This window comes from Stutzerimonas sp. Brlt_14 (assembly GCF_051948915.1).
Taxonomy (GTDB): Bacteria; Pseudomonadota; Gammaproteobacteria; order Pseudomonadales; family Pseudomonadaceae; genus Stutzerimonas; species Stutzerimonas stutzeri.
This window is the reverse complement of the sequence record NZ_JAYJLM010000001.1, coordinates 798,987-821,259: the sequence shown is the minus strand read 5'-3', so window position 1 is coordinate 821,259 and position 22,273 is coordinate 798,987. Positions and strand designations below refer to the sequence as shown.

Genomic DNA, 22,273 nt, shown 5'->3' with positions numbered 1-22,273 from the left:
TACGGTTTGTAACTAAGTGGCGTGATCAGCCTTTGAAGTCGGCGCCTGCTGGTTGCGGCAAGGCGTCGCGACGGTGGCCGTCGTGCTCGCGGTAATCGGGGATGTTCACCGACAGCGTATTGGTGCCGACGGCATCCTCGACCAGCTCGTCGGGGTCGAACACATCGATCTCGCTCGGTTCGCGGGGCAGGAAGAGATTGAGCAGGATGGCGCTGAAGGCACCGATGGTGATCGGTGAGCCGAAGATGTTCTTCAGCACGTCTGGCATCGCGCTCAGCACTTCCGGCACGCCGGCCACGCCGAGGCCCAGGCCGAGGGAAATGGACACGATCAGCATGTTGCGCCGGTGCAGGCCGGCTTCGGCGAGGATCTTGATGCCGGCAATGGCCACGGTGCCAAACATGATCAGCGTGGCGCCGCCGAGCACCGGCTTGGGCATCGCCTGCAGCACGCCGCCGACTACCGGGAACAGGCCCAGCAGGATCAGCAGCCCGGCGATGTAGAAGCCCACGTGACGGCTGGCCACGCCGGTCAGCTGGATCACGCCGTTGTTCTGGCTGAAGGTGGTCATCGGCAGGCTGTTGAACACCGCCGCGGTGGCCGAGGCGCAGCCGTCGGCAAGAATGCCGGACTTGATGCGGCGCATGTACAGCGGGCCGCGCACCGGCTGGCGGGAGATCATCGAGTTGGCGGTCAGATCGCCGGCGGTTTCCAGCGGCGTGATGAGGAAGATCACGGCGATCGGAATGAAGGCCATCCAGTCGAAGGCGAAGCCGAAGCGGAATGGCTGCGGCACGCTCACCAGCGGCAGCTCGGCGAGGCCGGACAGATCCACCTTGCCCATCGCCAGCGCCACGGCGTAGCCGATGGACAGCGCGACGATCACCGCGGACAGCCGCAGCACCGGCCATGGGAAGCGGTTGAGCACCACGATGATGCCGATCACCAGCCCCGCCAGGGCCAGGTTCGGCAGGGCGCCGAGATCGGGCGCGCCGTAGCCGCCGGCGATGTCGGTCATCGCCACCTTGATCAGCGACAGGCCCATCAGGCAGATGATGGTGCCGGTCACCACCGGCGTGATCACCCGGCGCAGCTTGTTGATGCACTGGCTGAAGGCGATCTCGACGAAGGCTGCGCAGAAGCTCACGCCGAACAGCGTGGCGAGAATTTCCTCCGGCGTGCCGCCGCGCGCCTTGACGATGAAGCCGGCGCTGAGGATGGCGCTGAGAAAGCCGAAGCTGGTGCCCTGCAGGCAGAGCAGCCCGGAGCCGATCGGACCGATGCGCTTGGCCTGGACGAAGGTGCCGAGGCCGGAAACGAACAGCGCCATGCTGACCAGATAGGGCACGTAGGCACCCAGGCCCAGGGCACTGCCGACGATGAGGGTGGGGGTGATGACGCCGACGAAACTCGCCAGCACGTGCTGCAGCGCCGCGAAGAGTGCCGGGAGTGGGGCCGGGCGATCGTCCAGCCCGTAGATGAGATCCTGCTGGGGTGCAGTGGCGCTGCCGCTGCTCGAATCGGTTGCGGTCATGGTCAAGCCTGCCATTTGTTGTTGTACGGTCATGGGCTTTCGAGGGTCACGGCACCTCTCTGCGCGACACCGGCTGTAGGGCTGGCGTCGGGGTGACCTGACTATAGCAATCTGTGGACAGGCGTTGGAACAATAAATTTATGCATTGTGTACAAGATGACGGATGGTCGCACCCGTCTCAGCCATCGGGTTGCAGCTCCCGCGCCACGTTCTCCGCCAGGCCGGCACCGGCCTCGCTCATGGTCAGGTAAGTGCGATCCGCGCCGGCTTCCTGGATGCGCTGGGCGATGTCTTCGTACATCGCATGGGAGACGATCAACCCGCCAAAGCCGCTTTCACGCAGCTTGCGGGTGGAGATGATCTTGGCCTCGGGATCGTTCATCGCCAGGATCACCGCCTTGACGTCGTTCATTTCCAGGCTCTGCCAGAACATCTGGTCTTCGGCGTCGGCGAACAGGATGCGGCGGCCCTCGGCGGTATTGCGCTCGACCATCACCGGGTCGGAGTCGAGACTGACCAGGCGATAGCCCTTGGCACTCAGGTGGTCGTAGGCGGCGCGGCCGGTGCGGCCCATGCCCATGATCAAGATCTGCGCATCGCCCAGCGACACCGGTTGCTCGTCCGGGTGACGGATGTTGCGCTCGCAGCGGATCAGTCGCGGCGCCAGCCGCTCGTACAGCGGGTGGGCAACGCGGTTGATCTGCGCCGAGATGATGAACGACAGCGCCACCGTGATCGCCAGCGGCGTCAGCCACTGCGGCAACACCACGCTGGCCACGATCAGGCCGAACTCGCTGTAGTTGGTCAGGCTGGCGGCGCTGAGAAAGGCGCTGCGCGCGCGCAGACGGAAGGCGATGAACAGCCCGAAGAACAGCACCGCCTTGAGCGGCAGCAGCAAGGCCATGGCGAAGGCGAACCAGAGGGCGTCGGCGTCCGGCAGGCCGCCGATGCCGATCTTGAGGAAGAAGCCCACCAGGAACACTTCCTTGATCGCCCACAACGAGTTGGACAGCTCGCCGGCACGCTTGTGCTTGGCGAGCATGGCGCCGAAGGCCAGGGCACCCAGTTCGGAACTCAAGCCCACGTACTCGAAGCCGAGCCCGCCGGCGACCAGCGCCAGCATCAGGCCGAGCAGCACCATCAGTTCCTCGTGGCCGCTGTGATCGAGCAGGCGGAACAGCACCGGCCGCAGCAGCGGCAGGAGAAACACCAGTAACGCCCAGGCGGACGGCATCTTGCCGGCTGCCAGGCTCATTACCACCAGGGCGATGAGGTCCTGGATGATCAGCACGCCGATGGCGACGCGGCCATGGAAGGCGCGCAGCTCGCGCTTGCTTTCCAGCACCTTGGCCGCCAGCACGGTACTGGAGAACGACAGGGCGATGGCCAGCAGCATCGCTTCGCGCCAGTCGCTGTCGAGGATCAGCATGATGGCCGGCAGCACCAGCACGCTGGAGATCAGGAAATGCAGCAGACTGCCGCCAATGACTTCCCGGCGCACCAGGTTGCCGAGCTTGAGCTTGAGCCCCACGGTGAACAGCAGCAGGAGCACGCCCAGGTGCGACAGGTGATCGAGGATGATGCTGTCGGCACGGGTCACGCCCACATAGTCGCCCGCTGCGGCAAGGGCGAAGCCGGCGCCCAGGTAGCCGATCAGTGGCGGCAGGCCGATGAAGCGGGCAAGCAGGCCGAGGGCGAAGGCGAAGGCAATCCAGCTGGCTTCAATCACGGGGGCGGCGTCCGGCAAGGGGAGGGCGCGGCATTGTAACGGGCTGTAGCCGGTTGTCGAGGCAGCTTAAGCGGGGCTGGGAAGGGCGAGAAACGGGCGGAGAGGAGGGCGGCCGGTATGGCCGCCGCGTCGGTTCAGGCGTGGGCGCCGCCGGTCAGCGCCTCGCGCTCGGGGCCACCGAGCACGTTGAACAGCAGGTTGAGGGTCACCGCGCTCAGCGTCGCCAGGGCGATGTCGCTGTGGGTGATCGGCTCCAGCCAGTGCGGCAGCTGGGCGAAGAACTCGGGGCGCACCACCGGAATCATGCCCAGGCCGATGCTCACCGCTACCAGGAGCTGGTTGCGGCGGTCGGCGATGTCCGCTTCCTGCAGGATCTTGATACCGGTGGCCGCAACCATGCCGAACATCGCCAGGCCCGCGCCACCGAGCACCGCGGCCGGGATCGAGGCGACCAGGAAGGCGGCCTTGGGCAGCAGGCTCAAGGCGATCAGGATCAGTCCGGCGATGGCCGTGACGTGGCGGCTGCGCACGCCGGTCATCTGCACCAGGCCGATGTTCTGCGCGAAGGACGAGTGGGTGAAGGTATTCATGAAGCCGGCCAGAAAGGTCGCGCCTGCATCGCACAGAAGCCCGCGGCGCAGGCGCTTGGGGTCGACCGTTTCGCCGGTGATCCGTCCGAGGGCGAGAAACATGCCCGCCGACTCGACGAAGATGATCACCACCACCAGGCACATCGAGAGGATCGGTGCCAGCGAGAACGTCGGCGTGCCGAAGTGGTTGGGCGTCACCACCTGCACTGCCGGCGCTGCCGCCATGCCGGAAAGGTCCACCATGCCCAGCGCGCCGGCCAGGGCGTAACCCAGCCCCATGCCGATCAGCACCGAAACGTTGACCCAGAAACCGCGCAGGAAGCGGTTGACCAGCAGAATGGTGGCCAGCACCGCGGCGGCGATGCCGAGATAGTGCACCGCGCCGAACTGGCTGGTGGTGCTGCCACCACCGGCCCAGTTCACCGCTACCGGAAACAGCGACAGGCCGATGGCGGTGATCACGGTGCCGGTCACCAGTGGCGGGAAGAAGCGCACGATGCGGCAGACGAAGGGGGCGATCAGCAGGCCGAAGGCGCCGGCGGCGATGGTCGCGCCGAAGATGCCGGTCATGCCGACCCCTGGCATGCCGGCCATGACCACCATGCTGCTCACCGCGGCGAAACTGGCGCCCATCATCACCGGCATGCGAATGCCCATCGGCCCGATGCCCAGCGACTGCACCAGTGTGGCGATGCCGGCGACCAGCAGGTCGGCATTGATCAGAAAGGCGATTTCATCGCGGGACAGCCCGGCCGCCTGGCCGACGATCAGCGGTACGGCGACGGCACCGCCGTACATCAGCAGCACATGCTGCAGGCTCACCAGCAATTGCTGCAGCCAGGGCAGCCGGGTCGTCCCGGCGGGGCGGGCGTTCAGGTCGTTCATGCAAGATACCTCGGGCGCGTTTGTTATTGATTGTCGCGACAGCCCCCTGCACGGAGGGGCCGGTATGGCCTGCACCGGGACTTGCCCGGCAGTGAAACGTCATTGCAAGAAAGCCGCACGCCAGGCGTGCGGCTGGGGGTGGGCTCAGTTGGTCGGTGCGCCCTTGGCGATCCAGGCGCCGAGCAGGTCACGCTCTTCCTGGGTCATCTGGGTGATGTTGCCGAGCGGCATGATCTGGCTCGCTACCGTTTGCGCGTGGATCTTCGCGGCCTGCTGGCGGATCTGCTCGGGCGTGTCGAACATCACCCCGGCCGGTGCGCTGGAGAACATCGGGCTGCTCGGATTGGCCGAATGACAGACGGTGCAGCGCTGCTCGATCACTTCATTGATCTCGCTGAAGCGTGGCGCATCGCCATGGGCCTGGGCGGCGGCGCTGGCCTGCTCGGGCGTGGTGGCAGTCAGGTTCGGCGTGCTGCTCGGGCGGTTCGGCGAAGTGACGAAGGCCAGGCAGATCATCCCCACCGCGGCGGCCGGCAGCGCCCAGGCGAAGCGGTTGCTGTCGTGGCGGGTGTTGAAATAGTGGCGAGCCAGTACCGACAGCGCACCCAGGGCGGCGAGGATCAGCCAGTTGTACTGGCTGCCGTAGGTGCTCGGGAAATGGTTGCTGATCATGATGAACAGCACCGGCAGGGTGAAGTAGTTGTTGTGCCGCGAACGCAGCAGACCCTTGGCCGGCAACACCGGGTCGGGCGTGCGGTTCTGCTCGATGGCGGCGACCAGAGCGCGCTGCGCCGGCATGATGATGCGGAACACGTTGCCGACCATGATGGTGCCGATCAGGGCGCCGGTGTGGATATAGGCCGCGCGACCGCTGAAGATCTGCGAATAGCCCCAGCAGGCGGCGATCACCAGCACGAACAGCACCAGGCCCAGCAGCGCGGGCGTCTTGCCCAGCGGCGAGTCGCAGAGCAGGTCGTAGACGAACCAGCCGACGATCAGCGAGCCGAAACCGATGAGCACCGCCGCCGCTGGCGACAGGTCGCTACCGGGGGCGATCAGGTACAGGCCCGGGTTGAGGTAATAGACCACCATCAGCAGGGCTACGCCCGACAGCCAGGTGGTATAGGCCTCCCACTTGAACCAGTGCAGGTTCTCCGGCATCTGTGGGGGCGCGAGCTTGTATTTCTCCAGGTGATAGATGCCACCGCCATGGATGGCCCATAGGTCCCCCGACAGCCCTTCGCGGGGGTTGCTGCGGTTGAGGTTGTTTTCCAGCCAGACGAAATAGAAGGAGGCACCGATCCAGGCGATGCCGACGATCATGTGTATCCAGCGAATTCCCAGGTTCAGCCATTCGGTCAGATGTGCGTCCACGTTGATTACCTCTTGCACGGCGGCTGTCGCCGCCGTCCTTTCTTCTTATGGGTATCGGTCCGAGTCACCGCGCGCGGTTGGGCTCAGCGCGAAACCTGTTGGGGGTCGAGGAGGAGTTGCTGATCCTCCGTGAAGAAGTACTCGTCGCAGTTGTTGCCAGAACCGCTGCGATCGACCACCAGGAATTCATCCCGCTTTTCGATCGTCAGCACCGGGTGGTGCCAGACGCCGCGGTGGTAATTGACGCCCTGCCTGCCGTTGCTGCGGAAGGCGCGGACGTGGCCCGGTACAGGTGCATCGCCAAGTGGCGCGACCACGACCAGAAAGGGATGGCCGAGCAGCGGGATGAAGGCCTGGCTGCCCAGCGGATGACGTTCCAGCATGCGGATGACCAGCGGCATCTCGAGCGCCTCGGCGGCGAAGATGCTGATGATCGCCTGGTCCTCGGGCGCGGCGGTCTCGACCGTGGCCAGCTTGTGATAGCGGCGGGTCGAGCCGTTGTTGATCATGAAGTAGTCGCTGCCTTCGGTCTCGATGACGTCGCCGAAGGGGGCGAAGGCTTCCTTGGTCAGTGGCTCGATGGTCAGGGTGCGCATGGTTTGCTCGTTCAGTTAGTGGATGCTTTTCATTGTTCGCTGGAGCCCGCGCCCTCACCCGAAGGGAGAGGGTTCGGGTGAGGGGCTGAGTCCCGCTCCTTACTTCACCACCTTGCCAAACAGCCGTAGCCGGCTGACGCCGCCGTCCGGAAAGATGTTCAGGCGTACGTGGGTCACCGGGCCGAGCTTGGCGATCTGCTCACTGAACTCGTGCTCGACGTGCATGGAGAGCTTCTGGCTGGGCAGCAGTTCGCGCCAGAACAGGCTCTGCGTTTCGATCTGGCTGTCGGTGCCGCCCTTCACGTAGGCCGCCTGGATCGAGCAGCTGTCGGGGTAGTTGCCCTTGAAGTGCAGGGTGTCGACGACGATGCGCTCGATCTCGCCCGGGTGGCCGAGGGCGACGATCACCCAGTCATTGCCAGGGGTGCGGCGGCGGGCGGTTTCCCAGCCGTCACCCATGTTCTCGCCGCGGTTCGGGTTGAGGATGTTGCTCATGCGCCCGAAGTGCTCGTCCGAGCAGGCCAGTGCGCGGCCGCCATTGAGGGCGGCCGCCAGGTCGACCTGCTCGTTGTCGCCGACGCTGCTCCAGTCGCGGTACGGGATGCCGTGCACGCGCAGGCGGGCGACGCCGCCGTCCGGATAGATGTTGAAGCGCAGGTGACTGACCGGCTTGTCGAAGGCGATCTCATGGTAGTGGTGGCTGTTGCCCTTGAGCTCCACGGCCGGAAGGATTTCGGTCCAGACGGTCGCGTCGCTCGGGTCGCCATCGGCGACGAAGCAGGCTTCCAGCGAGGCAGACGGCGGGTAGTTGCCGGTGAAGAAGCTGGTGTCGATATCCACGCCCTTGATCCAGCCCGGTACGCCGAGGCGGATCACCGCATGGTCGTAACCTTCGAAACGCTTGCGGCGCGACTCCCAGCCGTCCATCCACTTGCCGTTGTCATCGAATACCCCTTCCTTCCATACGGCCGGCGTAGGCTGGAACAGCCGGTTGACGTCGGCGAACCAGTCGTCGGTGACGGAAATGGCGCGGGTGCCCAGACGTGCGTCGGCCAGGTTGACGTATTTCTCGAAGGGTACGGCGTAAGCTTTCATCGCGATCTGCCTTGAAATGGAGTGGAGCGTTCTGCCCTTGCAGCCTGTAGTGCGGTGTTGCCTGTTCCTTTCCGGCTACATGGCCTGCAGGCGGAACAGGGCGATCTTGTTGATTTCTGCCAGTGCCCGGGCGAATTCCTGTTCCGGGCTGTTGTGGATGCGCTCCTCGAACGCGGCGAGGATCTGGTGCCGGTTGCTGCCCTTGACCGCCATGATGAAGGGGAAGCCGAATTTCGCCTTGTAGGCGTCGTTGAGTTCGGTGAAACGGGCGAACTCCTCGGGCGTGCACTCATGGATGCCGGCGCCTGCCTGTTCGGAGGTGCTGGCGGCAGTCAGCTCGCCGCGCACGGCCGCCTTGCCGGCCAGATCCGGGTGCGCATTGACCAGCGCGAGCTGGGTGTCGTGGTCGGCGGCGAGCATCGCCTGGGACAGGCGGGTGTGCATCACCTCGACGTAGTCCAGCGTCTCGTCGACGCCAGCGCCATAGACCGTCTCGGCGACCCAGGGCGAATGCTCGTAGACATCGGCGAAGGCGGCGACGAAGGCATCGCGGTCGAGGGTCGAGGGCTTGATCGTCTTGAACGGGGTCATCAATTGCGCTCCGCGGTCATGGGGTGAGTGGCGTGCCAGTGGCGGGCGATATCGACGCGGCGGGCAAACCAGACCTTGTCATGCCCCTTGGCGTATTCGACGAAGCGCTGCAGCGCGGCCAGACGAGCGGGGCGACCCAGCAGGCGGCAATGCATGCCGATGGACAGCATTTTCGGCGCACCTTCGCAGCCTTCCGCGTAGAGCACGTCGAAGGCGTCCTTCAGGTACTGGTAGAAGTCGTCACCCTTGTTGAAGCCCTGCACCTGGGTGAAGCGCATGTCGTTGGTGTCCAGCGTATAGGGGATCACCAGGTGCGGCTTGACCGGCGTGGACTCCGGGTCCCAGTAGGGCAGGTCGTCATCGTAGGTGTCCGAGTCGTAGAGGAAGCCGCCTTCCTCGCGCACCAGGCGCCGAGTGTTGGGACTGGTGCGGCCGGTGTACCAGCCCAGCGGGCGCTCGCCGGTGAGCTCCGTGAGGATGCGGATGGCCTCGAGCATGTGTTCACGCTCCTGGGCCTCATCCATGTACTGGTAGTCGATCCAGCGATAACCGTGGCTGCAGATTTCGTGGCCGTCGGCGACCATGGCCTTGATGACCTCCGGATGGCGCTGCGCGGCCATGGCCACGGCGAAGATCGTCAGCGGAATGTCGTGGCGCTTGAACAGCTTGAGCAGGCGCCAGACGCCAGCGCGGCTGCCGTATTCATAGAGCGACTCCATGCTCATGTTGCGTACGCCCTGCAGGGGTTGCGCCGCGACCATCTCGGAGAGAAAGGCTTCGGATTCCTTGTCGCCATGCAGCACGCTGCGCTCGCCGCCTTCCTCGTAGTTCAGCACGAAGGACAGGGCGATACGGGCGTCGCCCGGCCATTGCGGATGGGGCGGGTTGCTGGCGTAACCGATCAAGTCGCGTGGGTAGTCGGCGCTCACTGGGCTGCTTCCTGTGTGGCGGGTCGTGATGTAACGACCGGATGGCCAGATTGTATACAAGTCGGTGCGTGGCTTGTAAATAGCTTTTTCGTAGCGCCTGCCTTGAAGCGCTGCGGTCGGCGGTTTTCGAGCAGGCCGCCACGACAGACGGTATCTGCAGAGAACGGGCCAACTGCGGGTCTCTGAAACTGTGTACAAAAATATCTACAAATTGTCTTGAGTCTGTTGTGCGTGGTGGCTATGCTCCGGGTCAGTTTCCATTCAACAGAGCGGAGGTGCCCGTGGGCCGGTTGACCACACACGTACTCGATGCCGCCCACGGTTGCCCGGGCAGCGGAATCAAGGTGGAGCTGTATCGCGTAGAAGATCAGGGCCTGACGCTGGTCGCCGCGCGTGAGACCAACGCCGATGGCCGCTGCGACAGCCCGTTGCTGGATGGCACGGACTACCGATCCGGGGTCTATCAGCTGCATTTCCACGCTGGCGACTACTACCGTGGTCGCGGTGTGACGCTGGGGGCGCCGGCGTTCCTCGACGAGGTGGTGCTGCGCTTCGGCATCGACGCCGGGCAGGATCACTATCACGTGCCGCTGCTGATTTCGCCGTACAGCTACTCGACCTACCGGGGTAGCTGAAGCGGCGCTTGTTCAGTGCTGACTCTTCTGGAGTCCCTTTTGCCCGCCGTAATGGCGGGCTTTTTATTGGTGAGAGTCGAAGCGCGTGACAAGAGCCGTCTGCGGTGTGGACCGCGAAGGGGTCGGTACGGATGCGCCGCGCGTTTCTCGGGTCGGACTGCAGGTTGCACCGCGGCAGGCGTGTCGCCCTCCATCAGGTCGCGAGCCGGCGCTGCCAACGCCAGCCGAGTCACCGACTCATCAAGGACGCCGCTCCCGCGCCTCCAAACAGTGCCGCGCTGGTCCGGTTGAACCACGCATGCCCTTTCCCGGTGCGCAGATAGCGCGCCGCTCCCCGCGCGCCCAGCCCATAGGCCAGCTTGCAGCAGAGATCCAGTATGGCCCAGGTCAGGGTCATCACCAGCAGCTGCGGCAGCAACGGTTGCCCCGCGTTGAGAAACTGCGGCAGGAAGGCGGCGAAGAAGAGCATGTCCTTCGGGTTGCTGCCCCCCAGAATGAACGCTCGGCCGAACAGCCTGCTGAAACGCGGGGCGAGGGCAGGGCTTTCGATCTCGCGGGCAGCCGGTGCCTGGCGTGCCGCCTGCCAGCTCTGCCAGGCGAGGTAGAACAGGTACAGCGCACCGATCAGCTTGAGCGCGCTGAACAGGCGCTCCGAGGCCATCAATAGCGCACCAAGCCCCAGTGCCGAGGCGCTGAGCAGGGCGATGGAAGCGGTCACGCCGCCGAGAAAGGCTGGCCAGGAGCGGCGCACTCCGTAGTTCAGGCTGTTGCTGATCATCAACAGCGACAGCGGTCCGGGGATGAGGATCACCACCAGCGCCGCACTCGCATACAACAACCAGGTTTCCAGACTCATCACAGCCTCCTGAGAAATGAAAAAGCCCCGCCGCATGCGACGGGGCGGTGAGGCGCGCCTCGTTCAGAGAAACGCGAACTTGGCGATGAAGATCACGCACAGCACGTAGAGGCTGATGGAGACCTTGTCGCGCTGGCCAGTCAACAGCTTGAGCGTTGCGTAGGTCAAGAAACCCAGGGCGATGCCGTTGGCGATGGAGAAGGTCAGCGGCATCATCACCACGGTCACGATGGCCGGGATGGTGTCGGTGTGGTCCTTCCAGTCGATGTTGGCCAGCCCGCTCATCATCAGCATCGCCACGTAGATCAGCGCGCCGGCGGTGGCGTAGGCGGGAATCATGCCGGCCAGCGGGGCGAAGAACATGGCGATCAGGAACAGCACGCCGACGGTCACGGCGGTCAGCCCGGTGCGGCCGCCGGCAGCGACGCCCGAGGCGCTTTCCACATAGCTGGTCACCGGTGGGCAGCCGACGAAGGCGCCGACCACGCTGGAACTGCTGTCGGCCTTCAGCGCGCGGGACAGGTTCTCGATCTTGCCGTCCTCGTTCACCAGGTTGGCACGATGGGCGACGCCCATCAGGGTGCCGGCGGTGTCGAACATGTTCACGAAGAGGAAGGCCAGGATCACGCTGACCATCGCCACGTTGAGCGCGCCGGCGATGTCCATCGCCAGCCAGGTCGGCGCCAGGCTCGGCGGCATCGACACCAGGCCGTTGTACTCCACCAGGCCCAAGGCCCAGCCGACACCGGTGACCGCCAGCATGCTCAGCAGGATCGCGCCGAACACGTTGCGGTGGCTGAGCACTGCGATCATCAGGAAGCACACCGCGGCGAGCAGGGCGGTGGGTTCGCCGAACGAGCCCATGGTCAGCAGGGTGGCCGGGCTGTCGACCACGATGCCGGCGGTCTTCAGGCCGATCAGCCCGAGGAACAGGCCGACCCCCGCGCCCATGGCGAAGCGCAGGCTCATGGGGATGCTGTTGAGCAACCATTCGCGGATGCGCGACAGGCTCATGATCATGAACAGCACGCCGGAGATGAACACCGCACCCAGGGCGATCTGCCAGCTGTAGCCCATCTCGCCGACGACCGTGTAGGTGAAGAAGGCGTTCAGGCCCATGCCTGGTGCCAGGCCCACCGGCCAGTTCGCGTACAGGCCCATCAACAGGCAGCCGAGCGCCGCACCGATGCAGGTCGCGACGAAGGCGGCGCCGTGGTCGATGCCGGCGTCGGCCATGATGTTCGGGTTGACGAAGATGATGTAGGCCATGGTGACGAAGGTCGTCAGGCCGGCGAGCAGTTCGGTACGGATGCTGGTGCGGTGTTCGCTGAGCTTGAATAGCCGGTCCAGCCAGCCGGGGGCGGTGCGTTGCAACGGTGCTGCCTGGGGCTTGCGCTTGATGCTTTCCACTGGGCTTTCCTCATCGTTCTTGTTGTCGATCACCCGGAGCACGACACTCCCGAGGGGCGGGTGATGGTGTGCCCTTCGTTCTGTTAGTTGACCGAAAGGTCAGGAAGGGCTGTCCGGATTATGCTTTTGTATACAAGAATTGCAAACACTAAATCGCCCTCGCTTGTCACGGGAGCTGGCTTGCGTGGCGCACATCGCGGATATGGCGGTGATTGGGAGACAGAACGGTAGGAAATTGATTGTGCACAAGCGCAACGATGTTTTTGCTCGTTTTGTTCGTCCGACGACTGCCAGTGAAGCCGCGAACGCAGTAAAGTTCGGCCTTGCCGACACTTCACTTGCGAGCCATCGATGAACGAACAGTTGCAGCCCCTGAAGAAGCCGAACAAGACCGGCAAGACTCGCACCGGGACGCAGGACGATATCGTTTATGCGCACATCTTCGATGCCATCCTCGAACAACGCCTGGCCCCTGGCACCAAGCTCAGCGAGGAGGCCCTGGGCGAGATCTTCGGTGTCAGCCGCACCATCATCCGCCGCGCATTGTCGAGGCTGGCCCATGAAGGCGTGGTGTTGCTGCGGCCCAATCGCGGCGCGGTGGTGGCGAGCCCGAGCGTCGAGGAGGCACGGCAGATCTTCTTCGCCCGTCGGTTGGTGGAAAAGGCCATTACCGAACTGGCCGTGCAGCATGCCAGTGACGCGCAACTGGCCGAGCTGCGGCAGATGGTCATCGACGAGCGCGACTGCTTCGCTCGCGGCGATCGCGGCGCTGGCATCCGTCTGTCAGGCGAGTTCCACCTCAAGCTGGCGGAGGCGGCGAAGAACGCGCCACTGGTGAGCTTCCAGCGCAGCCTGGTGTCGCAGACTTCGCTGATCATTGCGCAGTACGAAGGGGCCAGTCGCTCGCATTGCTCCTACGACGAACACAATGAGCTGATCGATGCCATAGCCGCGCGCGACGCCGACAAGGCCGTGCACCTGATGATGCATCACATGGATCACATCGACAGCAAGCTCAACCTCGAGGAAGACAGTGCCTCGAACGACCTGCACGCGGTGTTCTCGCATCTGACCTTGATGAAGAAAAAGGCGCGTACGCCCCGCTGACCTCGTTCGCGCTGCCGTTGCAGGCGGCAGCGCGCGTATCCCGCTGGCCTCGCCATCTTTCCTGTGTCGGTGCGGCATCGCAGGCGGCAGCGTCAGCCTCCAGCCGCCGCCGGCTGAATCTATCTCACGCTTATTGAACCGCTCTGCTACCGCGCTGTGCCTGCTGGTAAATGTTATGTTATAACTTTCATTGTTTTGGTTGCTGATACCGCTTTTCGAGCGGTGCGGAGATGGAGTTTCTTGATCGTGATCGAATGTCGTGAGTTGCAGTGGGGCGCCGGCGGGCGGGCCCTCACGCCGCCGTTGAACCTCAAGCTAGCGGCCGGCAGCTGACCGCGGTGATCGGCAGCAATGGTTCGGGCAAGAGCAGCCTGCTCAGGGTACTGGCCGGTTTGGATCGCCCCCTGGCCGGTCACATTCGAATGAGCGTGGCGCGTCCGGGCGGTGTGGCCTATCTGCCGCAGCAGCAACAGATCGACCGGCAGTTTCCGATACGTCTGCTGGAGCTGGTCAGGGGCGGTTTCTGGGGCAGTCGGCTCGGCCGTAGCGAACGCCAGGCTCGGCTACGTCAGGTACTGGCCGATTGGGGCTTGCTCGACCTGCAGACCCAGGGCCTGCACGCGCTGTCTGGTGGCGAGCTGCAGCGGGCGCTGCTGGCCCGGATGAGCCTGACCGATGCGCAGGTACTGCTGCTCGACGAACCCGAGGCGGCACTCGACGAGACCGGTCTCGATCTGCTCTGGCAGCACCTCCGACGCTGGCAGCAGCAAGGCAGAACGCTGGTGCTGGTCAGCCACAACCTCGACCGCCTTCGGGAGAAGCGCTGCAACGCACTGCGTATCGCGCGCAGCGGCTGCGTCGCAGCGCCGATCGATCAGCTACTCGATCGTGATCCGCTCGGGCGAGTGGCGTGACGGCCGATCTGCTCTGGAGCCCCTTTGCCGAGTTCGCCTTCATGCGCCGCGCGCTGCTCGGCGGCGTGGCGCTGGCCTGCAGCGCGGCGCCGCTGGGTGTCTTCCTGATCCTGCGGCGGATGAGTCTGATCGGCGATGCCATCGCCCACGGCATCCTGCCGGGTGCGGCGCTGGCATTCTGGCTGTTCGGTCTCAGCCTGCCTGCACTGACGCTCGGTGGGCTGACCGCCGGGCTCGGCATGGCCGGCGCAGCGGCCTGGGTCAGCCGCCGTACCGGCTTGCGCGAAGACGCCAGCCTCGCCGCGCTTTATCCCATTTCGCTGGCCAGCGGCGTGCTGCTGCTCGGCCTGGCGGGACGCAAGCTCGACCTCTTGCACCTGCTGTTTGGCTCCGCGCTGGCCGTGGACGCCGACACCCTCAGCGGCATGCTCGCCACGGCGGCGTTCAGCCTGCTGGTGCTGGCACTGATCTACCGGGCCCTGGCGCTGGACAGCCTGGACCCATTGTTCCTGCGCAGCGTCAGCCGAATCGGGCCACTCGCCCATGCGGGATTTCTGACACTGGTGGTGCTCAACCTGGTGATCGGCTTCCAGGCCATCGGTGCGCTGATGGTGGTGGGGCTGATGATGCTGCCGGCTGCGGCCGCGCGTTTCTGGAGCCGACGCCTGCCCGTCCTGTTGCCGCTGGCTGCGCTGCTGGGCGCCCTGTGCGTATGGCTGGGGCTGCTGCTGTCGTTCTACGCCAGCCTGCCCAGCGGGCCGTGCATCGTCCTGCTCGCGGGGGCGTTCTACCTGATTTCAGTCGTTGCGGGCCCGGTATATGGCCTGCTGCGTTCGCGCGCTTCAATCCAGACCGTCTGAGGTATCAACCCATGCGTTACCTGTTTCTGTTGTTGGCCCTCTGGCTGCCCCTTTCCCTGCAGGCGGCCGAAAAGATCAGCGTCGTGACCAGCTTCAGCATCCTTGCCGACATGACCCGGGAGGTCGGTGGCGAGCATATCGAACTGACCAATCTGGTCGGTCCCGACGCCGACGCGCACCTTTATGAGCCCAGCCCGGATGATGCCCAGGCCTTGCTCCGCGCCGACCTGATCATCGCCAACGGGCTGGGCTTCGAACCCTGGCTGGAGCGCCTGCTGGCCAGCAGCGAGCCGGCGGGCAAGCGGATCGATGCCAGTGCGGGTGTCGTGCCTCTGATGCTGGAAGAGGAGGGCGAGGCAGTGCCTGACCCTCATGCGTGGCAGAGCCTGACCAATGCCGAAATCTACGTGCGCAATATCGCCAAGGCGCTCGTGGCGCTCGATCCGGCGCATCGCAACGACTATGAGCGGCGTCGTGACGCCTACCTGAGCCGGCTACACGCGCTGCTGAAGAAGGCCGATACCCGTATAGGCAGCCTGCCGGCCAGCCAGCGCAAGGTGGTGACCAGCCATGACGCCTTCGGGTATCTGGGGCAGGCCTGGCAGCTCCGGTTCATCGCGCCGCAGGGGCTGTCGACCCATGACGAACCCTCGGCCGCCGACGTGGCCGCGTTGATCCGCCAGCTCCGCGAGGAAGGGGTGAGGGCCGTGTTCGTGGAGAACATTCGTGATCCGCGGCTCATCGAGCAGATCGCCGAAGAGGCGGGCGCCACGGTCGGCGGCACCCTGTACTCCGATGCGCTGGCCAGCGCAGGCCCGGCCAGCACTTACCTGGGCATGTTCGAGCACAACCTCGATACGCTGATGCAGGCGTTGCAGCCCTAGCCAGCCTTGCGATGCACCGAGACGCCGGCGGCGAAGGTTTCCTTCACCGCGCGGTCGTCGCCGAGGATCATCAGGGCGAAGAGCTTTTCCTGCAGGGTCGTCGCCTGGCTCAGGCGATAGTCGATCAGCGGCGTCGCCTTGTAGTCGAGCACCACGAAGTCGGCCTCCTTGCCCGGCTGCAGGTTGCCGATCCGGTCGTCCAGATAGAGCGCCCGCGCGCCGCCAAGGGTGGCGAGATAGAGTGCCTTGAACGCGTCGAGCTTCTGGCCCTGCAGCTGCAGCACCTTGTACGCCTCGTTGAGGCTGGCGAGCTGCGAGAAGCTGGTGCCGCCGCCGACGTCGGTGCCCAGGCCGACGCGCACACCGAAGCCTTCCACCTTGGCCAGGTCGAACAGGCCGCTGCCGAGGAACAGGTTGGAGGTGGGACAGAATGACACCGCCGAGCCGGTCTCACCGAGGCGTTTGCACTCGTCGTCGCACAGGTGGATGCCGTGGGCGAACACCGAGCGCGGGCCGATCAGGCCGTGGTGGTCGTAGACGTCCAGGTAGCCCTTGCGCTCGGGGAACAGCTCCTTGACCCACTCGACCTCCTGCTTGTTCTCGGAGATGTGGGTGTGCATGTACAGGTCGGGGAATTCGGCGAACAGCTTGCCGGCCAGGGTGAGCTGCTCCGGCGTGCTGGTCGGGGCGAAACGCGGGGTGACGGCGTAGTGCAGACGGCCCTTGCCGTGCCAGCGCTCGATCAGCTCGCGGCTGTCGGCGTAGCCGGACTCGGCGGTGTCGGTGAGGAACTCCGGGGCGTTGCGGTCCATCAGCACTTTGCCGGCGATCATCCGCAGATTGCGCTTCTCGCAGGCCTCGAAGAAGGCGTCCACCGACTGCTTGTGCACCGTGCCGAACACCAGCGCGGTGGTGGTGCCGTTGCGCAGCAGCTCGCCGAGAAACAGCTCGGCCTGCTGGCGGGCGTGGGCCATGTCGCTGAAGCGGCCCTCGTTGGGGAAGGTGTAGGTTTCCAGCCAATCCAGCAGCTGCGCGCCGTAGGAGCCGATGACGCCGACCTGCGGGTAGTGGATATGGGTATCGACGAAACCCGGAGTGATCAGCGCGTCCGGGTATTCGACAACCTCGGTGCCGGCCGCCAGGGTCGGCAGCAGTTCGGCGGCGTGGCCGATGCGCGCGACCTTGCCGTCCTCGACGACCAGCAGGCCGTCCTCGAAGTATTCATGGGCTTGCTCGATGCCCACTTCGCGCGGGTCGGCGAGGCAGTGGAGCAGGGCGGCACGGTAGGCTTTGGTGCTTGGCATGGTGACTCTCGAAAATCGTTGTATGAGGGTGATGCGTTGACATGGGCAGGCCGCCGCGGGGGCGTGCCTGCAACGAGGAAGTCGGATGGTCAGTTGGTCTGTGCGCGGCGCGAAGCGGGGACCAGCATCGGTACCGGCTTTTCACCGTCCTCGGCTTTCTCCCCACCCTTTTCACCGAAATGCGCGCTGTAGGTGGCGATCACCTCGCCGGCGATGGACACGGCGATCTCCACCGGCAGTTTGCCCTTCACCTCGGCGATGCCCATCGGGCAGCGCATGCGCTGCACGGTCTCCGGCTGGAAGCCGCGGTCCCGCAGACGGTGTTCGAACCTGGCGCGTTTGCTCTTGGAGCCGATCAGCCCGTAGTAGGTGAAATCGTTGCGCGAAAGGATCGCGGCGGTCAGTTCCAGGTCGAGCTGATGATTGTGGGTCATGACGATGAAGTAGCTGCCGGCGGGCATGTTATCCACTTCCTCGACCACATCGTCGGAGACCACCTTTTCCACGCCGCGCGGAATCTCGGCGGGAAATTCGTTTTCACGCGAATCGATCCAGCGCACCTTGCACGGCAGGCTGGCCAGCAGCGGCACCAGCGCGCGCCCGACATGCCCGGCACCGAACACGGCGATATGCGCCTGCGGCTGCCCCATTGGCTCGAACAGCAGCACCGTGGCGCCACCGCAGCACTGGCCGAGGCTGGCGCCGAGGGAGAAGCGCTCGAGGCGGGTGTCACGGCTGCGCTTTTCCAGCATTTCGCGGGCGATCTGCTGGGCCTTGTACTCCAGGTGGCCGCCGCCGATGGTGTCGTACAGGCGCTCACGGCTGACCACCATCTTCGAGCCGGCATTGCGCGGCGTGGAGCCGCGCTCCTCGATGATGGTCACCAGCACGCAGGGTTCGCCTTGTTGTTGCAGGTCGGCGAGTGCTTCGATCCAGGCCGTGTTGCTCATGGTTCTGTCCTTCGTATCGCCCGGTGGCGCGTGCAAAGCGTCGCCACCGGGACGTTCGTGTTGCGCTAACGGTGGACAACCACCGCGTTGTCCACCCTGCGTCAGGCCGGGGTGGTCTCCGTTGCCGCAGACTTGCTCGCCGCCTGCTTCAACCTGCGCATCTGTTCCACGCCCCAGAGCACGCGCTCGGGGGTCGCCGGAGCATCGATCTGCGGCTGCGCCCGGTAGTCGGCCAGGCTCGCCACCGCATCCTTGATCGCGCACCAGACCGAAATGCCGAGCATGAACGGCGGCTCGCCCACGGCCTTGGAGTGGAACACGGTGTCTTCGGGGTTCTTGCGGTTCTCCACCAGCTTGACCCGCAGATCCAGCGGCATGTCCGCCACCGCTGGGATCTTGTAGCTGGCCGGGCCGTTGGTCATCAGCTTGCCCTTGTCGTTCCAGACCAGCTCTTCCATGGTCAGCCAGCCCAGACCCTGGACGAAGCCGCCCTCGACCTGGCCGATGTCGATGGCCGGGTTCAGCGAGGCGCCGACGTCATGCAGGATGTCGCTGCGCAGCATCTTGTATTCGCCGGTCAGGGTATCGACGATCACTTCCGAGCAGGCCGCGCCATAGGCGAAGTAGTAGAACGGCCGCCCGCGCGCCTGACTGCGGTCGTAGTAGATCTTCGGCGTGCGGTAGAAGCCGGTGGACGACAGCGAGACCTGGTCGAAATAGGCCTGCTGGATCAGCTCCTCGAAGCTGATGTAGTGGTCGCGCAGGCGCACCTGGCCGTTCTTGAACTCGACGTCTTCCTCGAAGATCTGCCACTTGCGTGCGGCGAACTCCACCAACCGCTGCTTGATGGTCTGCGCCGCATTCTGCGCCGCCTTGCCGTTGAGGTCGGCACCGCTGGAGGCCGCCGTCGGCGAGGTGTTGGGCACCTTGTCGGTATTGGTGGCGGTGATCTGAATGCGCTCGATATCCACCTGGAACACCTCGGCCACCACCTGCGCGACCTTGGTGTTCAGGCCCTGGCCCATCTCGGTGCCACCGTGGTTCAGGTGGATGCTGCCGTCGGTGTAGACGTGCACCAGCGCGCCGGCCTGGTTGAGGAAGCTGGCGGTGAAGCTGATGCCGAACTTCACCGGCGTCAGCGCCAGGCCCTTCTTCAGGATCGGGCTCCTGGCATTGAACGCGCGGATATCTTCGCGTCGCTTTGCATAGTCGCTGCTGGCTTCCAGCTCGGCGGTCATCTCCTCGAGCATGTTGTGCTCGACGGTCTGGTAGTAGTGGGTGACGTTGCGCTCGGTCTTGCCGTAGTAGTTGCGCTTGCGCACCTCGAGCGGGTCCTTGCCCAGCTCGCGGGCCACCGCGTCCATGATTTCCTCGATGGCGACCATGCCCTGCGGGCCGCCGAAGCCGCGGTAGGCGGTGTTCGAGGCGAGGTTGGTCTTGCAGCGATGGCCATTGATGGTGGCGTCGCCCAGGTAGTAGGCGTTGTCGGAGTGGAACATGGCGCGGTCGACGATCGAGCCGGAAAGGTCCGGCGAGTAGCCGCAGTTACCGGCGAGATCGATCTCGATGCCGTGCAGCAGACCGTCATCGTCGAAGCCGACGTCGTACTCGACGTAGAAGGGGTGGCGTTTGCCGGTCATGGTCATGTCTTCCATGCGCGGCAGGCGCATCTTGGTCGGTCGGCCGGTGAGGTGCGCGATCACCGCGCACAGGCACGCAGGTCCCGCGGCCTGGGTTTCCTTGCCGCCGAAGCCGCCGCCCATGCGGCGCATGTCGATGACGATCTTGTTCATCGGCACGCCGAGCACTTCGGCCACCAGCTTCTGCACCTCGGTGGGGTTCTGCGTCGAGGTGTAGACGATCATGCCACCGTCTTCGGTGGGCATGACCGAGGACACCTGTGTCTCCAGGTAGAAGTGCTCCTGCCCGCCGATGTGCAGCGAACCCTGCAGCCGACGTGGCGCGCTGGCCAGGGCGGTGGCCGAGTCGCCGCGCTTGTGGGTGTGGCTGTCGAGCACGAAGTGCTTCTTGTGCAGCGCCTCGACCACGTCGAGCACCGGCTCCAGATCCTCGTATTCGATGATCGCGGCCATCGCCGCCTTGCGTGCGGTTTCCAGGCTGTCGGCAGCCACGGCGATCACCGGCTGGCCGATGAACTCGACCTTGCCGTCGGCCAGCAGCGGGTCGCCGGGCATCACGGCACCGATGTCCAGCTGGCCCGGTACGTCCTTCGCCGTGATGGCGATGGCCACGCCCGGAATCTGGTAGCAGGGGCTGGTGTCGATGCTGACGATGCGGGCGTGGGCGCGCTCGCTCATACGGGCATAGACGTGCAGCTGATTGGGAAACTCCAGCCGGTCGTCGACGTACACCGCCTCGCCCGAGACATGCTTGGGCGCGCTGTCGTGCTTGACGCTGCGACCGACGCCGGTGACCAGGTCCTGGGTGAACAGCGCCGCGATTTCTTCCTGAGTGCGGGTGGTTACGTGGTTAGACATAAGCGGTCACCCTCGTCTCGGTCTTCGGTGCATGTTGTTCGAGGAAGCACTTGCGCAGCAGGTTCTGTGCGACCAGCAGGCGATACTCGCGACTGGCGCGGAAGTCGGTCAGCGGCGTGAAGTCTTCGGCCAGTGCATCGCAGGCCGCGTCCACGGTCTGCTGGTTCCAGGGCGCGCCGTTCAGGGTCGCCTCGCAGGCCGCGGCGCGCTTGGGAATCGCCGCCATGCCGCCAAAGGCGACGCGGGCATCGGCGACCACGCCATCGGTGATCTGCAGGTCGAACGCGGCGCAGACAGCGGAGATATCGTCGTCCAGTCGCTTGGAAACTTTGTAGGCGCGGAACAGGCGATCCGGCGTGGCGCGCGGCACCCGCACCTTCTCGATGAATTCCCCGGGCTGGCGCGCGGTGACCTTGTAGTCGATGAAGTAGTCCTCGAGCGGCAGGGTGCGGCTGCTGGCGCCCTTGCGCAGGACAACTTCGGCACCCAGGGCGATCAGCAGCGGCGGCGAGTCGCCGATCGGCGAGGCGTTGCCGATGTTGCCACCGAGCGTGCCCTGGTTGCGGATCTGCAGCGAGGCGAAGCGCTGCAGCAGCTCGCCGAAATCCGGGTACTCGGCGGCCAGCGCGGCGTAACAGTCGGTCAGCGGGGCGGCCGCACCGATCTCGATATGGCGGTCCGCGATCTGGACCTGCTTCATCTCGGTGATCTGCCCGACATGGATCATCACCGGCAGCTCGCGGTGGAACTGGGTGACCTCCAGTGCCAGGTCGGTGCCACCAGCAAGCAGCCGTGCATCGGGATTGGCGGCGTAGACCTCGGCCAGTTCGGCGACGGTCAGCGGCGACAGGCAACGCTTTTCGCCGTCGCTGAGCTCGGCCATTTCACGCGGGGCGATGGCCTTGAGCTGGGCGATGGTCTCGGCTTCGCGGGCATCGAACTGGTCCGGCTGCTTGGCACAGCAGGCCTGTTCGGCGGCTTCGAGGATCGGCCGGTAGCCGGTGCAGCGGCAGAGGTTGCCGGCCAGGGCTTCGTGGGCCTGGTGCGGATCGTATTCATTGACCGCGCCGGCGTTCTTCTGCAGGGCGAACAGGCTCATGACGAATCCGGGGGTACAGAAGCCGCACTGCGAGCCGTGGCAGTCGACCATCGCCTGCTGGACGCTGTGCAGCCGGCCCTGGTCCTTGAGGTCTTCGACGCTGATCAGCTGCTTGCCGTGCAGGGCGGAGACGAAGGTCAGGCACGAGTTGAGGGTGCGATAGCGCAGGCGGTCGTCCACCAGTTCGCCGACCACCACGGTACAGGCACCACAGTCACCGGAGGCGCAGCCCTCCTTGGTTCCGGTCTTGCCACGATACTCGCGCAGATACTGCAGCACCGTGGTATTGGGATCGAGTGCGCGCTCGCTGCGCAGTTCTCGATTGAGAAGAAACTGGATCAAGGCGAAGCCTCCGCTGTTGTTGTTCTGACGCGCAAACTATCGCTATCTGACTTTTCGGTCAACTAATTCCTGACTCAAAAGTCAATGCGGC

At 65.1% G+C, this 22,273-nt stretch carries 18 protein-coding genes and 1 pseudogene; 5 read left to right on the top strand and 14 right to left on the bottom strand.

The genetic code is table 11. The annotated features are described in order from the left end of the window. Window positions 1-25: 25 nt before the first annotated feature. The 8 genes from VF716_RS03980 to puuE form a co-directional block, all read right to left on the bottom strand. Window positions 26-1,534 carry a uracil-xanthine permease family protein gene (locus tag VF716_RS03980; RefSeq protein WP_230387504.1) on the bottom strand — a complete coding sequence of 503 codons (1,509 nt, stop codon included), beginning with the start codon at window positions 1,532-1,534 and terminating at the stop codon, window positions 26-28. Between the two features lie 178 nt (window positions 1,535-1,712). Next, window positions 1,713-3,263: a cation:proton antiporter family protein gene (locus VF716_RS03975; RefSeq protein WP_049325137.1), complete on the bottom strand. Its 1,551-nt coding sequence runs from the start codon at window positions 3,261-3,263 to the stop codon at window positions 1,713-1,715. A 134-nt stretch (window positions 3,264-3,397) separates the two neighbouring features. After that, window positions 3,398-4,738, bottom strand: a complete 1,341-nt coding sequence (locus VF716_RS03970) for a nucleobase:cation symporter-2 family protein (protein WP_049325138.1) — start codon at window positions 4,736-4,738, stop codon at window positions 3,398-3,400. A gap of 144 nt (window positions 4,739-4,882) precedes the next feature. Next, a complete protein-coding gene (locus VF716_RS03965; RefSeq protein ID WP_020307060.1) occupies window positions 4,883-6,112 on the bottom strand; it encodes a urate hydroxylase PuuD in 1,230 nt (409 codons plus the stop codon). Between the two features lie 83 nt (window positions 6,113-6,195). Continuing rightward, the gene (locus VF716_RS03960; RefSeq protein WP_011914187.1) at window positions 6,196-6,708 is read right to left on the bottom strand and encodes an ureidoglycolate lyase; all 513 of its coding nucleotides are present in this window, start codon (window positions 6,706-6,708) and stop codon (window positions 6,196-6,198) included. Between the two features lie 99 nt (window positions 6,709-6,807). After that, window positions 6,808-7,803: an allantoicase gene (alc, locus tag VF716_RS03955; RefSeq protein ID WP_049325139.1), complete on the bottom strand. Its 996-nt coding sequence runs from the start codon at window positions 7,801-7,803 to the stop codon at window positions 6,808-6,810. Window positions 7,804-7,878: 75 nt separating this feature from the next. After that, window positions 7,879-8,394, bottom strand: a complete 516-nt coding sequence (uraD, locus tag VF716_RS03950; RefSeq protein WP_011914185.1) for a 2-oxo-4-hydroxy-4-carboxy-5-ureidoimidazoline decarboxylase — start codon at window positions 8,392-8,394, stop codon at window positions 7,879-7,881. Continuing rightward, window positions 8,394-9,323, bottom strand: a complete 930-nt coding sequence (gene puuE / locus VF716_RS03945) for an allantoinase PuuE (protein ID WP_013983690.1) — start codon at window positions 9,321-9,323, stop codon at window positions 8,394-8,396. The genes uraD and puuE overlap by 1 nt, the downstream gene beginning before the upstream one ends. Window positions 9,324-9,604: 281 nt before the next feature. Here puuE and uraH point away from each other — a divergent pair, with 281 nt between their 5' ends. Beyond that, window positions 9,605-9,958, top strand: a complete 354-nt coding sequence (gene uraH / locus VF716_RS03940) for a hydroxyisourate hydrolase (RefSeq protein ID WP_230484417.1) — start codon at window positions 9,605-9,607, stop codon at window positions 9,956-9,958. A gap of 229 nt (window positions 9,959-10,187) precedes the next feature. On the opposite strand, the gene VF716_RS03935 is transcribed toward uraH, so the two are convergent. Together VF716_RS03935 and VF716_RS03930 are read right to left on the bottom strand one after the other, a co-directional pair. Further along, the gene (locus VF716_RS03935) at window positions 10,188-10,814 is read right to left on the bottom strand and encodes a LysE family translocator (RefSeq protein ID WP_014597433.1); all 627 of its coding nucleotides are present in this window, start codon (window positions 10,812-10,814) and stop codon (window positions 10,188-10,190) included. Window positions 10,815-10,877: 63 nt separating this feature from the next. After that, a complete protein-coding gene (locus tag VF716_RS03930) occupies window positions 10,878-12,224 on the bottom strand; it encodes an NCS2 family permease (RefSeq protein ID WP_256043344.1) in 1,347 nt (448 codons plus the stop codon). A 351-nt stretch (window positions 12,225-12,575) separates the two neighbouring features. Between VF716_RS03930 and VF716_RS03925 the strand changes: the two genes are divergently transcribed. The 4 genes and pseudogenes from VF716_RS03925 to VF716_RS03910 all read left to right on the top strand — a co-directional run bounded on the left by VF716_RS03925 (window position 12,576) and on the right by VF716_RS03910 (window position 15,989). Beyond that, complete coding sequence (locus tag VF716_RS03925; RefSeq protein WP_011914179.1) at window positions 12,576-13,331, top strand: GntR family transcriptional regulator; 756 nt, start codon at window positions 12,576-12,578, stop codon at window positions 13,329-13,331. A gap of 240 nt (window positions 13,332-13,571) precedes the next feature. After that, window positions 13,572-14,245: pseudogene (locus tag VF716_RS03920) on the top strand (metal ABC transporter ATP-binding protein). Window positions 14,246-14,286: 41 nt separating this feature from the next. Next, entirely contained in the window at window positions 14,287-15,105 is an 819-nt protein-coding gene (locus VF716_RS03915) for a metal ABC transporter permease (protein ID WP_043942349.1), read from the top strand. Window positions 15,106-15,116: 11 nt separating this feature from the next. After that, the gene (locus VF716_RS03910; RefSeq protein WP_125869967.1) at window positions 15,117-15,989 is read left to right on the top strand and encodes a metal ABC transporter substrate-binding protein; all 873 of its coding nucleotides are present in this window, start codon (window positions 15,117-15,119) and stop codon (window positions 15,987-15,989) included. On the opposite strand, the gene guaD is transcribed toward VF716_RS03910, so the two are convergent. From guaD to xdhA, 4 genes are all read right to left on the bottom strand, one after another. Next, window positions 15,986-17,293 carry a guanine deaminase gene (gene guaD / locus VF716_RS03905; RefSeq protein WP_011914177.1) on the bottom strand — a complete coding sequence of 436 codons (1,308 nt, stop codon included), beginning with the start codon at window positions 17,291-17,293 and terminating at the stop codon, window positions 15,986-15,988. The two genes, VF716_RS03910 and guaD, sit on opposite strands and share 4 nt — an antisense overlap. A gap of 89 nt (window positions 17,294-17,382) precedes the next feature. Continuing rightward, complete coding sequence (gene xdhC / locus VF716_RS03900) at window positions 17,383-18,243, bottom strand: xanthine dehydrogenase accessory protein XdhC (protein ID WP_125850927.1); 861 nt, start codon at window positions 18,241-18,243, stop codon at window positions 17,383-17,385. Window positions 18,244-18,344: 101 nt separating this feature from the next. Then, window positions 18,345-20,741 (bottom strand): xanthine dehydrogenase molybdopterin binding subunit, encoded by a 2,397-nt coding sequence (xdhB, locus tag VF716_RS03895; protein ID WP_125460419.1) that lies wholly within the window; start codon window positions 20,739-20,741, stop codon window positions 18,345-18,347. Beyond that, window positions 20,734-22,182, bottom strand: coding sequence for a xanthine dehydrogenase small subunit (xdhA, locus tag VF716_RS03890; RefSeq protein WP_279640458.1), 1,449 nt, complete (start codon window positions 22,180-22,182; stop codon window positions 20,734-20,736). Before xdhA ends, xdhB begins: the two co-directional genes overlap by 8 nt. Window positions 22,183-22,273: the final 91 nt, after the last annotated feature.